This is a genomic window from Enterobacter cloacae complex sp. I3 (genome assembly GCF_014896175.1).
GTDB lineage: Bacteria > Pseudomonadota > Gammaproteobacteria > Enterobacterales > Enterobacteriaceae > Enterobacter > Enterobacter bugandensis.
The window spans coordinates 33,217-47,375 of record NZ_JADBQZ010000012.1 but is presented as its reverse complement, the minus strand read 5'-3'; the positions used below and the strand labels follow the sequence as shown (position 1 = coordinate 47,375).

At 57.1% G+C, this 14,159-nt stretch carries 10 protein-coding genes; 3 read left to right on the top strand and 7 right to left on the bottom strand.

Annotated elements, in window-relative coordinates; genetic code table 11:
* Positions 1–16 precede the first annotated feature (16 nt).
* On the top strand, positions 17–1,153 hold the full coding sequence (locus IM271_RS11090; protein ID WP_193052607.1) for a lactonase family protein: 1,137 nt from the start codon (positions 17–19) through the stop codon (positions 1,151–1,153).
* Between the two features lie 19 nt (positions 1,154–1,172).
* Positions 1,173–3,083, top strand: coding sequence for a PRD domain-containing protein (locus tag IM271_RS11085; RefSeq protein WP_193052606.1), 1,911 nt, complete (start codon positions 1,173–1,175; stop codon positions 3,081–3,083).
* Positions 3,084–3,114: 31 nt separating this feature from the next.
* Here IM271_RS11085 and nrdG read toward each other — a convergent pair whose 3' ends face one another.
* From nrdG to IM271_RS11060, 5 genes are all read right to left on the bottom strand, one after another.
* Complete coding sequence (nrdG, locus tag IM271_RS11080) at positions 3,115–3,579, bottom strand: anaerobic ribonucleoside-triphosphate reductase-activating protein (RefSeq protein WP_193052605.1); 465 nt, start codon at positions 3,577–3,579, stop codon at positions 3,115–3,117.
* 84 nt (positions 3,580–3,663) lie between these two features.
* Positions 3,664–5,802 carry an anaerobic ribonucleoside-triphosphate reductase gene (gene nrdD / locus IM271_RS11075; RefSeq protein ID WP_041911452.1) on the bottom strand — a complete coding sequence of 713 codons (2,139 nt, stop codon included), beginning with the start codon at positions 5,800–5,802 and terminating at the stop codon, positions 3,664–3,666.
* 369 nt (positions 5,803–6,171) lie between these two features.
* Entirely contained in the window at positions 6,172–6,744 is a 573-nt protein-coding gene (locus IM271_RS11070) for a fructose PTS transporter subunit IIA (protein WP_193052604.1), read from the bottom strand.
* Position 6,745: 1 nt separating this feature from the next.
* Positions 6,746–9,343: a glycoside hydrolase family 38 C-terminal domain-containing protein gene (locus IM271_RS11065; protein WP_193052603.1), complete on the bottom strand. Its 2,598-nt coding sequence runs from the start codon at positions 9,341–9,343 to the stop codon at positions 6,746–6,748.
* 10 nt (positions 9,344–9,353) lie between these two features.
* Complete coding sequence (locus IM271_RS11060) at positions 9,354–10,751, bottom strand: fructose-specific PTS transporter subunit EIIC (protein WP_193052602.1); 1,398 nt, start codon at positions 10,749–10,751, stop codon at positions 9,354–9,356.
* Between the two features lie 179 nt (positions 10,752–10,930).
* Here IM271_RS11060 and IM271_RS11055 point away from each other — a divergent pair, with 179 nt between their 5' ends.
* Positions 10,931–11,590 carry a MurR/RpiR family transcriptional regulator gene (locus tag IM271_RS11055; protein ID WP_041911449.1) on the top strand — a complete coding sequence of 220 codons (660 nt, stop codon included), beginning with the start codon at positions 10,931–10,933 and terminating at the stop codon, positions 11,588–11,590.
* 8 nt (positions 11,591–11,598) lie between these two features.
* Here IM271_RS11055 and IM271_RS11050 read toward each other — a convergent pair whose 3' ends face one another.
* A complete protein-coding gene (locus IM271_RS11050; RefSeq protein ID WP_045259644.1) occupies positions 11,599–12,345 on the bottom strand; it encodes an oligogalacturonate-specific porin KdgM family protein in 747 nt (248 codons plus the stop codon).
* A gap of 135 nt (positions 12,346–12,480) precedes the next feature.
* Entirely contained in the window at positions 12,481–14,136 is a 1,656-nt protein-coding gene (gene treC, locus IM271_RS11045) for an alpha,alpha-phosphotrehalase (RefSeq protein WP_193052601.1), read from the bottom strand.
* Positions 14,137–14,159: the final 23 nt, after the last annotated feature.

The window sequence follows — 14,159 nt, the reverse complement described above, 5'->3', positions numbered from 1 at the left end:
ATATAAAGGAGCCACCATGCACACCCGTAACCTGCTTGTCGCTTCACTCTCAATGCTCGCCACCGCCGCCATCGCCCAGACGCAATACGCCTGGGTGGGTACCTATAATCCGAACGGTGAAGGGCTGTACCGTTTTACCGTTGACCCGCAAACCGGCGCGCTGGACGATAAAACGCTGGTGAGCAAACTGCCGAACGCGGCGCAGTTGACCCTTTCGCAAGACGGTAAAACGCTGTATCTGGCAAGCGAAGTAGAGCAGGGCGTGGTGCAGGCGCTGCGCGTCGGCGATAACGGTGAGCTGAGCGAGCTGAATCAGGTGGCCTCCGGCGGCGCCGGGCCGGTGTATCTTTCGCTAACGCCAAACGGCAAGCATCTGCTGGTGGCGAACTACGTCAGCGGATCGATTGCCGTTTTGCCCGTCAACGCGGACGGCAGCCTGGGTGACGCGACGGACAGACATCAGGACCAGGGCGAACCGGGCGTGGCGAAGCCGGAAGCGGCCGTTGAGGGCAGTTTCGCGATCAGCGATCACAACGGCCCGCATGCGCACATGATCGCCGCCGATCCGAGCGGGAAGTACGTTTTTTCCACCGATCTTGGGCTGGATCGTATCTATCAGTACCGCTTTGACGATCGAACCGGAAAGCTAACGCCGAACGATCCGCCGTTTATCAGCGCCTCTTCGAAAGGTGCCGGTCCGCGCCACTTCGTCTTTACGCCGAAAGGCGATGCCCTGTGGCTGATTAACGAAGAGGCGTCGACGCTCACCCATTATGTGCTGGACAGCAGCGGCAGGCTGAAAGAGGGCAAAACGGTCTCTGCCCTGCCGGACGGTTACAAAGGCACCAGTTTTGCTGCCGGGCTGGCGCTAAGCGCCGATGGTAAACAGCTGTATGTGGCGAACCGTTTGCATAACAGCATCGGGCACTTTACCGTAACAGCGGAGGGCACGCTGACGCATCAGGAGGATGTTTGGACGCGCGGCGACTACCCGCGCACCCTGACGCTCGATCAGCAGGGACGCTGGCTGTACGTCATGAACCAGCGCAGCGACAACATTACCCGTTTCCGCGTGGCGCCGGACGGCAAGCTGAGCGCCGAGCCAGACTATACCCCGGTCGGCAGCCCATCCCAGATGGTCATTTCACCCTGAGCAGTAAGAGGACAACGACGTGCGATTTCCGAACCAACGTTTAGCGCAACTTTTCGATCTGTTGCAAAACGAGACGCTGCCGCAGGACGAGCTGGCGCAGCGGCTGTCGGTCTCCACGCGAACCGTCCGCGCAGATATCACCGCCCTGAACGCGCTGCTGGCGAGCCACGGCGCGCAGTTTATTCTGAGCCGGGGTAACGGCTACCAGCTTAAAATTGACGATGCCGAGCGCTATCAGCAGCTGCAGGCATCGCACCCGCGCGCGCTGCGTATTCCCCGAACGGGACCGGAGCGCGTGCACTATCTGGTGGTGCGTTTCCTGACGTCGGCGTTTTCACTTAAGCTTGAAGATCTGGCCGACGAGTGGTTTGTCAGCCGCGCCACCTTGCAGAGCGACATGGTGGAAGTGCGCGAGTGGTTCCAGCGCTATAACCTGACGCTGGAAACCCGCCCGCGCCACGGCATGAAGCTGTTTGGCAGCGAGATGTCGGTCCGCGCCTGCCTGACCGATCTTCTGTGGGAGCTGGCGCAGCAGGACAGCCTTAACCCGCTGGTGACGGAGGTCGCGCTCAACGCTGGGGTACCGGAGCAGATGGTGGTCGTGCTTCACGACGCGCTCACCCGCCATCACATTCGTCTGACCGACGAAGGCGAACTGTTCCTGCGCCTGTACTGCGCGGTGTCGGTGCGGCGCATCAGCGAGGGGTATCCGCTGCCGGAATTCCACGCGGATGATGTGGAAGAGAACGTGCGCGAGGCGGCGAAGGATATCGCGGTGGCCATTCAGGAGCTGGCGGGCAAGGCGCTTGCGCCATCGGAAGAGAGCTGGCTGTGCGTCCACATCGCGGCGCGGCAGATTCAGGAGATTGCCCCCAGCGCGATTAACGCCGACGACGACGAAGCGCTGGTCAACTATATCCTGCGCTACATCAACACCCACTATAACTACAACCTGCTCAGCGACGCGCAGCTGCACGCCGATCTGCTCACGCACATCAAAACCATGATCACCCGCGTGCGCTATCAAATCATGATCCCCAATCCGCTGCTGGACAACATCAAGCAGCACTATCCGATGGCGTGGGATATGACCCTCGCGGCGGTGTCGAGCTGGGGGAAATACACGCCATATGCGATCAGCGAAAACGAGATTGGTTTTCTGGTGCTGCACATCGGCGTGGGGCTGGAGCGCCACTATAACATCGGCTACCAGCGCCAGCCACGCGTGCTGCTGGTGTGCGACGCCGGTAATGCGATGGTGCGCATGATCGAGGCGGTGCTCCAGCGCAAATACCCGCAGATCGAGGTGACGCGCACGCTCACTCTGCGCGAGTACGAGCTGGCGGATGCCATCGGTGAAGACTTTGTCATCTCCACCGCCCGCGTGAGTGAAAAATCTAAACCGGTGGTGACGATCGCTCCGTTCCCGACCGATTATCAGTTAGAGCAGATCGGCAAGCTGGTGCTGGTGGACCGCACCCGCCCGTGGATGCTGGAGAAATACTTCGACGCGGCCCATTTCCGCATTCTCTACAAGCCTGTTGACCAGCAAACGCTGTTCCGCGAGCTGTGTGACCAGCTTGAACGCGAAGGCTTTGTCGGCGCGGAGTTTCTGGATTCGGTCGTTGAGCGTGAAGCTATCGTCAGCACCATGCTCGGCGACGGCATCGCGCTGCCGCACTCCCTCGGCCTGCTGGCACAGAAAACGGTGGTCTATACGGTGCTGGCTCCGCAGGGTATTCAGTGGGGGGATGAAACGGCGCACGTCATCTTCCTGCTCGCCATCAGCAAAAGCGAGTACGAAGAGGCGATGGCGATTTACGACATCTTCGTCACTTTCCTGCGAGAACGCGCGATGACGCGCCTGTGCCAGTGCGAGGATTTTGCGGCGTTTAAGGCTGAGGCGATGGAGAGTTTGAGCCGGTTTTGAGGCCAGGCGGATAGAGGTTATCCGCCTTCATTCACCGCAAATGATGCACAACCTGGTTGCTGCTGCCGCGCCAGATCAGGGCCGGGTCTTTTAAATCCTGCACGAACTTGCCGTCCACCAGCACGTTAATCAAATCCACGACTTCCCTCTGAGCAGCATTCAGCTCTTCCAGCTTATATCCCGTCCAGACCCAGATATCTTTTCCCGCACACTCGCGGTGAATGCGCTTCACCAGCTTCAGGATCTCCGGCACGTTTTGCGGATGAAGCGGATCGCCGCCGGAGAGCGAAATCCCCTGGCGTTTGATGCGCGCGTCGTTCAGGTCGTCGATGATGCGGTCTTCCATTTCGGCGGTAAACGGCATGCCGGAATTTACGCGCCAGGTGCTTTTGTTGTAGCAGCCGGGGCACTCATGAACGCAGCCTGAAACGAACAGGGTGCAGCGGGTACCGGGGCCGTTGACGATGTCGACGGGGTAGTACTGATGGTAGTTCATAGCGGTTAACCAAGCCGGGTACAGTGTGAGTGCGGATTGTAGGCCCGGTAAGCGTAGCGCCACCGGGCAAATTGTGGCAGTGGCTCAACCGATCTGCCCATTCCCCAGATGTTTCACCCGGCGCTTCACCTCTTCCTGCTTGCCGGCGTTAAACGGACGGGCATCCGGGCTGCCGAGATAGCCGCACACGCGACGGGTCACGGAAACACGGGCTGCATCGTGGTTGCCGCATTTCGGGCAGGTAAAGCCTTTGCTCGTACACTCGAACTCACCGGTAAAGCCACACTCGTAGCATTCGTCGATTGGCGTATTGGTCCCGTAATACGGCACGTGCTGATAGCTATAATCCCACACGTCTTCCAGCGCCTTCAGGTTGTGCTGAATGTTCGGGTACTCGCCGTAGCAGATGAACCCGCCGCTGGCGATGGGCGGATAGGCCGCTTCGAAGTCGATCTTGTCGTACGGGTTTACCTTTTTCTCCACGTCGAGGTGGAAGCTGTTGGTGTAGTACCCTTTGTCGGTCACGCCTTCCACAATCCCGAACTCGGCGGTGTCCAGACGGCAGAAGCGGTCGCACAGGTTCTCGCTCGGCGTACTGTAGAGGCTAAACCCGTAGCCAGTTTCCTCTTTCCACTGGTCAACCGCGTCGCGCAGGCGCTGGACAATCGCAATACCTTTTTCGCGCAGGGCCGCGCTGTCGTACATATGCGCGTCGCCAGACAGGGCGTTGATGGTTTCGTGGATGCCGATATAGCCCAGCGAAATCGACGCGCGGCCGTTTTTGAAGATCTCGGACACGTCATCGTCTGCCTTCAGGCGCACGCCGCAGGCCCCTTCCATATAGAGGATGGGCGCCACGCGGGCTTTCACCCCTTCAAGGCGTGCGATACGGGTCATCAGCGCCTTACGCGCCAGCTGCAGGCGTTCATCCAGCAGTTTCCAGAATTCAGCTTCATTGCCTTTGGCCTCCAGCGCGATGCGCGGCAGGTTCAGGCTGATGACGCCCAGGTTGTTACGCCCGTCGTGGATCTGCTCGCCGTTTTCATCCTCGTACACCCCGAGGAAGCTGCGGCAGCCCATAGGCGTTTTAAACGAACCGGTGACTTTTACCACCTGGTCATAGTTCAGGATGTCCGGGTACATGCGTTTGCTCGCGCACTCCAGCGCCAGCTGTTTGATGTCGTAGTTCGGATCGCCAAACTTGTGGTTCAGGCCGTCACGGATGGCGAACACCAGCTTCGGGAACACCGCGGTTTTGCGGTTCTTGCCGAGGCCGGAAATACGGTTGCGCAGAATGGACTGCTGGATCAGGCGTGATTCCCAGCTGGTACCCAGGCCAAAACCGAAGGTCACAAACGGCGTCTGCCCGTTGGCGGTGTGCAGCGTGTTCACTTCATATTCCAGCGACTGGAACGCGTCGTAGCACTCTTTTTCGGTACGGGAGTGCGCATAGCCGTCCGCGTCCGGGATCTGCCACTCTTCGGCAGTTTTCCGATGCTTGTTGAAGCTCGCCGTCACGAACGGGGCCAGCACTTCGTCAATGCGGTTAATGGTGGTCCCGCCATAAATATGGCTCGCCACCTGAGCGATAATCTGTGCCGTTACCGCTGTCGCCGTGGAGATCGACTTAGGCGGTTCAATCTCGGCGTTACCCATTTTAAAGCCCTGGGTCAGCATGCCTTTCAGGTCGATCAGCATGCAGTTGAACATCGGGAAGAACGGCGAGTAATCGAGGTCGTGATAGTGGATCTCGCCGCGCTCGTGTGCCGAGACCACGTCGCGCGGCAGCAGATGCTGGCGGGCATAGTGTTTGGCGACGATACCGGCCAGCAGATCGCGCTGGGTCGGGATCACTTTGCTGTCTTTGTTGGCGTTTTCATTGAGCAGGGCAGAGTTGGTCTGCTCCACCAGGCCACGGATCTCCTGATTCAGGCGACCGCGCTTCTCACGCTGCACGTCGCGATCGTGGCGATACTCAATGTAGGCGCGGGCTAACTGTTTGTAGGGGCCTGCCATCAGCTGGTTTTCAACCGCGGTCTGGATCTCGTTGATATCGACCTGGCTGCGTTCAGTCATCTGGCTGCTAACGACTTCTGCGACGGTGGCGCAGTAATCTGCGTCATCGACTCCCGCTGCTTTAGCTGCACGCAGAATGGCTTCCTGGATGCGCTCTGATTTAAACGGCACTTTACAGCCATCACGTTTCATCACATGCGGTGTCATGATCACTCCATTTTTAAAAACAGGTTATCCACAGAGGTGGAGAAGTATTCACCGGACGTATTCCCCGCCAGGCCAAAGACTTCCCCCGTTCCCAGCTCGTGTTATCCACAATTCCGGCCAGCGTAAGCGCCGTCTTGTTGTTGGAATAGTAGACGATTAATACAAGATGTTGGGTCGGCGTGCATTTTAAGTTCTACATATAGTGATTTGCATCAAACAAGTTTGCGATTTATTTGACGCAGAACAAAGTAAAAAGACGAGAGTACAAACGGCGGGCGCTGGAGCAATTGTAAATACGTGCAGGAAAAATCTGATTAATTATTCAACAAAAACAAGCGCTCAACGCGGTACGTGCTGAGCGCCGTTCGGTTAACTCACCGCGCAGGCCCAGCTCAATCCTGCCTGTAAAAAGGCTGCGGTAGCGATACTGCCCAGTATCACCGGAATGAGAAGGGAGCGGTCAGGGGCCGCATCCTGTTTTTGAGGTTCTTCAGCACTCAGGGCGTACATCGCCTCTTCCCGGGTGCGCGCCGCCAGAAGCTGCGCGCGCACTCGATCTTCTGTCAATAAACTGGTCAGCGTCGTCAGCAGCTGCATATGGGTACTGCCTGCTTCCGCGGGCGGAATGGCGAGCAGGAAAACCATTCTGACCTCTTCATCACCGTCCAGCCCCGGCCAGCGTATCGGGTCGTCAAAGAGTGCCAGACAAAACGCCGCCTGCTGCACCGCCTCGGTTTTACCGTGCGGAACGGCGAGCGCTTCACCCAGCGCGGTAGGGCCTTCGCTTTCGCGCTGTAACACGCTCTGGATGAATGTTTCTTTATCGCAGATGATTTTTCGCCTGGCGAGCGGTTCGGCGAGCCAGCGGATCAGCGCTTCAGGCGTACGGTGCGGCGGGTTGATAAAAACCAGATCGGGGTGCGTCAATGCAAGCAAGTTCATATTAAGCCTCCATCAAAAAATCGCAGGTTGCGAAAGGGGGGATTGCCGTTACCGGCGGCACAGGCTCTTCCAGATAGTTGATCTGACATAGCCCCACCAGACTTTCCGGGACGGGAACCGGCTGCGTCCCGGCGTTAAACACGCGGACGACGGTCCCATTCGACCGTTGCGCATGGGGCAGGGCAGAAAGGACTAGCGGCTCCGGCAGAGTCAATAATGAGAATTGTGCCGGAAGCTGATGCTCGGGCAGACGCAACGCAAAGCGTTCAAGTCGGTGATCGAGCGTATGTAGCGTTTGCCGCTGATAGGTGAAAGGCTGTCCCGCAGCCTGGTTTTCCAGCTGGCGAAGCGTGAGATGATCGGCGCTGTCGGCCAGCGCGACGGTAAACGTGAAGCGCAACGGTTTCAGTAACTGGGCGTCGGGGGTCTCAACCACCGTATTATTAATGCCGGACGCACGGCCCGGTCGCCAGTCGAGATCGTTGCGCCCGAGCACGCCCGTCGCTTTAAATAACGTCAGGGCAATCGTCGCGGGTTCGCTGCCGATAATCTGAAATTCCTTCATACCGCGACTATTCACCACCAGCGCTTTGCCCGCTTCCGCGACAGCGATAATGCCTTCGGTGGTTTCGATATCCACGGGCATCTCGCGATAGCGCTCCTGCCAGTTTTCACTCTCACACCCCGTATCGCGCTGGATTATCGCGAAGGGCTGGGAGGCGATAGCATGACGGGTGCGAATATCGCTGCCGATCAGTAAACGTAGCCGGTGATCGCAGTGGCTGTTTTCCAGCGAAGCCTCGACGTACAGGTTCGGATCGTCTTCGCGTAATGTGCACTCCAGACGAATGGATAACGGCGTTCGGGCAGTATCCTTGCGTCCGGCGAGATCTGGCGGAAGAAACAGGGTGGCTTCAACGATCAGCTTTTCGACAAGCGGCGTTTTCAGGCAGTCGACGAGCGTGAAATGGTCGCATCGCGTCGGCGTATCGCCCGCAAGCGGTGAGAAATCGTAGCTGTCGCCCGCATCTGCACAGTCTTCAAGGGTAAAGAACGAGGGGATGCATCTGCCGCTGCGTTTGTCGTGCAGGGTTAGCGTTCCGTCGTCCAGCGTTAATCGATACTGTGCATTCTCTATCTCGCTGCCCGTTGTCTGTTCAGGCTGCCGTAAAGGCGCCGGGTTATCTTCAACGTTAACGCTGAGATAGCCGACCGGCGGCAGAACCGGTGTTTTCACAGCAACGTGCCAGCGGTAATAAGGGGGAAGGGGCGTTTCACACTCGCCTTCGGCGTTAAGGGAGATCGCCGTTCCGCCGGGCAACACGTCTCTTTCCAGGACGTCGAAGGGGATGGCCTGCCCCTGATACATCAGGGCGATATTTTCAGCGCGGCTATAGAGAGTGGTTTTCACCACGCGCTGCGTTTGCGTGGCCAGCGGGTTAAAAATCAGCAGATCGCCTTCCCGAGCGCAGGCGGCGGCCAGGGTTTTCACCACCAGATTCCACAGGCTATGGCACAGCTGTTCGGTTTGCTCCAGTCGATGCAGAATATCGCGGTTGGTGGCATCGCTGTTACAGCCGCCGATGGAGTCATGAGCATGGCTTCGCAACAGCTTCTTCCAGAGCGTATCGACCACCGAGAGGTTGACCGGCAGCCCCTGATGACGCGCCATGGCGATTGTCGGCTCCAGCTGCCGCAGGATGAACTGCTCAACTGCATCATTTTTCTTTTTAATGTCGTAGCGCACGGAGCCGATCGTTTTATGGATGCGGGTGTAGCGCGGCGATTTCAGCTCTCCTTCCCAGAATTCAAACTGCTCACGCTGCGCGCGCAGAATGTCGACGTAGCGCTCCAGCGAACTGATGACGTACCGGTCCTCATCCGGGGAGCGTGCGCTGGCGACCTGCAGGATTTTCGGCAGCGCCGGGTCGATGCTGACCTGATCGCCGCCGCAGGGCAGCAGCAGGTCATTTATTCCGGCCCGCGAGCGCAGGAGATTGACCATCGGGAAGATTTTTCCCTGCAAATGGCTCGCGTCTGAAGAGATGTTTTTAGCCGCGCCATAACCGAGCGCCATCGCGCAGGCGATAACGGTCGCCCCTGACGGCGCGCGCCAGAGGAACTGGCTGCTTTTCGCCTGTCCGTCGTGATCGATGCCGCGCCAGAAGACGATGTTGTCGATATTGCAGCCCTGCAAAATTGTGGGCATCTGCGCATTGTGGCCGAAGGTATCCGGAAGATACCCAACCTGCATGGCGTGCCCCAGCTTACGGGCAGAGAAGATGCCGTATTTGAGGTTGCGGATAATGGATTCGCCATGCACGTTGTAGGTGTCCGTCTGGGTATACCACGGCCCCACAAAAATCCTTTTCTCTCTGACCAGCGTCTCCAGCCTGATGCGATACTCGGGATTGATGGCGAGAAAGTCCTCTACCACCGCCATCTGTCCGTCAAGGTGATAGCAGCTGTAAGCCGGGTCCTGCTCCAGCGTGTCGATGACGTCCGCAAAGTTATATGATGCCAGCACCATGCTGTCCTGACGGGTGAAATACCACTCCTGATCCCAGTGCGTATGGGCAATGACGTGGATCTGATTCATGACCTTCCCCTTAGCTGGCGTTCTTTGGGCTGACGTAAAGCACGCCCAGGGCGCAAATCAGTGCGCCAATAAAGACGCTCGCCAGGTAGCCCGCCACGTTGGTTGCCAGCGGCCAGCCCCAGATGGCCGGCAGCGGCAGCGTCTGCTTCACGCCGAGTGCAATGGCGACCAGCGCGCCGGCAACGGCACCGGTCATGAACACCGGGATCAGACGTGGGTTTTTCAGGATGAACGGGATCGCGCCTTCGGAGATCCCAATCACGCCAAGCAGCAACGAGGTGCTGCCAACGGTTTTCTCTTCCCGGCTAAAAACATCCGGTAGTCCAAAGCGGCCGTTGAGGAACGCGGCAAAGCCGACGCCAATAGAGGGGATCACGATGGAGAGTTCGCGGGCGGTGAGATCAAACGTTTCGCTCATGCCATTCAGGCCGAGCGCGACCGAGCCTGCCGCCTTGTTGACCGGGCCGCCCAGGTCGAACGCGGTGCCTGCGGCGATCATCGCGGAATAGAATCCGCGCCCGGTATCACCTGCCGAGGTAAAAAAGAGCACCATCAACTGGTTAAGCGAGCCAAAAATCGGGTTAATCAAATATTCCATGACCATCACCAGCGTAATGCCGGTGATCAGTGGGACGACCAGCATGGTCTTGATGGTGGTGAGCTGCTGGCGGACGTGAATGGAATCATTCAGCCAGCGCACCAGATAGCCCACAAAAAAGCCAATGCCGATCGCGCCGAAAAAGCCGGACGGCATAAAGCCTTCGATATCAAAGAAGCGCTTGTAGACCTCGTCTGACATGATGCCGCCGATAAGTCCGGGGATCAGCGCCGGTTTGCCGGCAATGGAAAACGCCAGATACATGGCGAAAACCGGATACATGAACTCAATGGTCATAAAGCCCACTTTATCCAGCACGCTGAACGGCGAATGGTCGATGTTAATAAACTGGCCGGTAATTTTGGCCGTTGCCATCATCAGCCCGCCCATGACCACCACCGGCAGCATATAGCTGATGGCCGCCATGATATGGCCGATAAAAATCTGGTAAGCCGAAGGCTGGAGTTCGTCTTCATGTACGACAGTCGTGACGTTTTTTTCCATGGCAAGCGCCTGACGCAGATAGCGATCGGTATGCTTGATCAGCTCTTGCGTGCGGGTTTGAAGGTGGGGAATGTTTTCAAAGCGCTCGGCATCCTGAATGGGGACGTCGGTTGCCAGAATAATGGCCGTGGCGGAGGCGATATCCTGCTTCGTTAAGCGGTTTTTAACGCCGTCGCTGCCCTGCGTTTCGACCTTAACCTCAATATTGTGCTCTTTAGCCCATGCAATAATTTTATTCGCCGCCATAAAGGTATGTGCAATGCCCGTCGGGCACGCCGTTACCGCGACAACTTTCTGTTTCGTCATTGTCATAATTCCCTGGATGTGAAAACAGGGAAAGTATAAAGAGAACCTAAAACAGTTTTTAACGTTTGCTAATACTAATTACGTATCGTGATACGCGTAAATGCAATGTGTGAAGCGCCTTCCAGAGACTATTTCTCTGTTGTGTTAATATCATGCCGGGATTAAACAGGGTGTAATATATGAATTCATTCCAGGGAAGTGAACGCTTGATATTTGAATACATTCAGCATCACGCGTGTAATATTTCTAATATTTCGGCAAAAGAGATTGCCCGTGATACCTTTACAACGACAACATCCGTTAATCGTGTGTGTAAAAAAATGGGGTATAAAAGCTATACCGAGCTTCGGTATCGTTTTTTACGCGATCATTTTACCCCGGCGCCTGCAGTGCCCGACGCGGGTCCGCAGGCGGACGACATTGTGGCGGAGGTGTCCAGACTGCTCATCCATTCCAGCCATATCTATCTGTACGCACGCGGCGCCTCGCTTACCAGCCTCAACTACCTGTCGCGCTTTTTATCGCTGGCGAGCCTGCCGCATCTTATTTTGAATGACATGCACCAGCTGACACGGGTATCGAAGGGGACGCTGGTGCTGATCAGCAAATCCGGGGAGACACAGTCGCTGATAGAAATGGCGCGAAACGCGCTGCGCAAGGGCTTAAAGATTATTGCAATTACCCGTCAGGGGGCGACGCTGGCGTCGATCTCAACGCTATGCTGGCCGTTATCGATCGACATTAACGCGGTATCGCTGTATCAGCGGGAGGGCCAGCTTGAACTGTTAAGCGCCGTGGACCGTATCGGCTGCAGGCTGCTGCAGCACGATACGGTGTAGTCAGGCCGTCAGAGCTGCTTCACTATCCCCAGACGTACGGCATAATCATTTTCATGGTTGCCGTCATTGTTGATATAGGTTTTATCCAGTGACACCAGCTCGACGTAAGGCGTCCAGCCATCGTCGAGCTGGTAGTTGAACGCAACGGTATGCTCCCAGTAGGTATCATCCCCGGTTCCCTGATCGACATTATCCTGCCAGCGGAAGCGCGGGTTGTAGGACATACCGAATTTGCCAATGTTGTACGCGAACCAAATGTCGAACTGGTGTGACTGGCGGCGGGTATAGCCGCTGCCGTCGAGTTCTTTGTCGCTGTGCGCGTCATTGACGGTGTTATAACGGTAACGGGCGGAAAGATTCAGACCGTTATCAAACGCTTTCCAGCCCTGAATGAAGGGGCGATAGTGGGTATTACTGGGGGTGAAAACCGTCACCATGCCAGGCGCAACGGCAAAGCCATTGCCCAGATTGAAGCGCCAGCGCGTTTCAATCTCCTGTGCCGCCTCCGTTAATCCTTTGTCATCGGGATTATTTCGGTCGGTATCACCAAAAAAGGTATCGTTGTGGTTTTGTGCGGCTTCAACGGAGAAGTAAAAACCGTTATCCGCCTGATGCATAACCTTAATACGTGAATCATTTACGTCAGAGCGCGTATTATGGCCAAAGCGAAGGTCGACGGACGTATTTCCGCACCATCCCTGTGTGCTCAATAATAATGCGCTAATACACGTTACTTTAATAATTGTCTTTTTCATCATGTCCTGCCGAGGTTATTTAATTGGCAGGGCTATTTTTATTTTCGGTACGCCGTGATGTAAAAGTTATCGTCGTACATTTAGCGTATCGCTAAACATAAAAAAGGAGATACAGCATGCTGTATCTCCTGACGTTTATTCCTGCACCCACCAGATGGCTTCAAACGGGCGCAGTTGCAGCGTATCGGGACGAGAGGGGACGTCCTCATAGTTGCTGAGTGCGACCTGCCATGCGCCCTGTACCGGGTCCGGCTGCCACTGCTGGCGCTCTCGGCTCAGGTTTGCCACCACCATCAGCGTCTGGCCCTGCCACTGGCGGCGATAGCACCACAGGGAAGGGTGTTCCGGCAGCAGATCGTCATAATCTCCCCACGTCAGCACCGGGAGGGTTTTGCGCAGACGAATCAGCGACTGATAGGTGTAGAACACTGAATCCGGGTCGTCCAGCGCCGTACGGGCATTCACGGTTTCATAGTTATCGCAGACCCCAATCCACGGCTCGCCCTCGGTAAAGCCCGCATTGTGCGACGCGTCCCACTGCATTGGGGTTCGGCCGTTATCGCGGGATTTACTCGCCAGAATCGCCAGTAATTCATCCGGCTCACGGCCATTGGCCCGCAGTTCGGCGAACATGTTCAGGCTTTCCACGTCGCGGTAGTCGGTGATGCGGCTGAAGTGCGGGTTGGTCATGCCCAGCTCTTCACCCTGGTAGATATACGGCGTGCCCTGCATGCCGTGCAGCACCATGCCGAGCATCTTTGCAGCGTGAACGCGGTGTTCCCCTTCGTCGCCAAAGCGCGACACGATGCGCGGCTGGTCGTGGTTACACCAGAACAGCGCGTTCCAGGCTTTGTTGTGCATGCCCTGCTGCCAGTGATGGAAGAGGGTTTTCAGCGCCACGAAGTCCGGCTTTGCCTTCGTCCACTTTTCGCCGCCGGGGTAGTCCACCTTCAGGTGGTGGAAGTTAAAGGTCATCGACAGCTCGCGCCCGTCGAGCGACGCGTACTGCTGGCAGTTCTCCAGCGAGGTTGACGACATCTCGCCCACCGTCATCAGGTTGCGCGGGGTGAAGACGTCGCGGCTCATCTCCTGGAGATATTCGTGGATGCGCGGCCCGTCAGTGTAGAAGCGGCGACCATCGCCAATGATGTCGTCCGGGAAATCCCGATCTTTAGAGATGAGGTTAATCACGTCCAGGCGCAAGCCGTCCACGCCGCGATCGGCCCAGAACTCGCATACCTTTTTCAGCTCGGCGCGCACCGCCGGGTTTTCCCAGTTGAGATCCGCCTGCTCGGGCGCGAAAAGGTGAAGATAATACTCCTCGCTCTCGGCGTGCCAGCGCCAGGCGTTGCCGCCAAACTTGGAGCGCCAGTTGTTGGGGAGCTGCTCCGGCGTGCCGTCGCGCCAGATGTAGAACTGGCGGTACGGGCTATCTTTGTTCAGCGACTCGCGGAACCAGGCGTGCTGCGTGGAGGTATGGTTAAACACCATATCCAGCACGATGCGAATGCCGCGTTCGTGCGCTTCTGCAACCAGCTCGTCAAAGTCATCCAGCGTGCCAAAGGACGGGTCGATGGCGGTGTAATTCGCCACGTCGTAGCCGTTATCCACCTGCGGGGAAATATAAAACGGCGTCAGCCAGATGGCGTCGATGCCGAGGGTTTTCAGGTAATCCAGCCGCTGCGTCACGCCGCGCAGATCGCCGGTGCCGCTGCCGGTGGTGTCCTGAAAACTCTTTGGGTAAATCTGGTAGATGACGCCGTTCTGCCACCAGTGAGGAAGGGTATTCATAATGCGTTCCTGCAAATGCGAAG

Bases quoted from the DNA above. Each gene is read 5' to 3' on its own strand.
- IM271_RS11090 (WP_193052607.1), top strand. From the start codon at position 17: ATGCACACCCGTAACCTGCTTGTCGCTTCACTCTCAATGCTCGCCACC.
- nrdG (WP_193052605.1), bottom strand. From the start codon at position 3,579: ATGAACTACCATCAGTACTACCCCGTCGACATCGTCAACGGCCCCGGT.
- nrdD (WP_041911452.1), bottom strand. From the start codon at position 5,802: ATGACACCGCATGTGATGAAACGTGATGGCTGTAAAGTGCCGTTTAAA.
- IM271_RS11070 (WP_193052604.1), bottom strand. From the start codon at position 6,744: ATGAACTTGCTTGCATTGACGCACCCCGATCTGGTTTTTATCAACCCG.
- IM271_RS11065 (WP_193052603.1), bottom strand. From the start codon at position 9,343: ATGAATCAGATCCACGTCATTGCCCATACGCACTGGGATCAGGAGTGG.
- IM271_RS11060 (WP_193052602.1), bottom strand. From the start codon at position 10,751: ATGACGAAACAGAAAGTTGTCGCGGTAACGGCGTGCCCGACGGGCATT.
- IM271_RS11055 (WP_041911449.1), top strand. From the start codon at position 10,931: ATGAATTCATTCCAGGGAAGTGAACGCTTGATATTTGAATACATTCAG.
- IM271_RS11050 (WP_045259644.1), bottom strand. From the start codon at position 12,345: ATGAAAAAGACAATTATTAAAGTAACGTGTATTAGCGCATTATTATTG.
- treC (WP_193052601.1), bottom strand. From the start codon at position 14,136: ATGAATACCCTTCCTCACTGGTGGCAGAACGGCGTCATCTACCAGATT.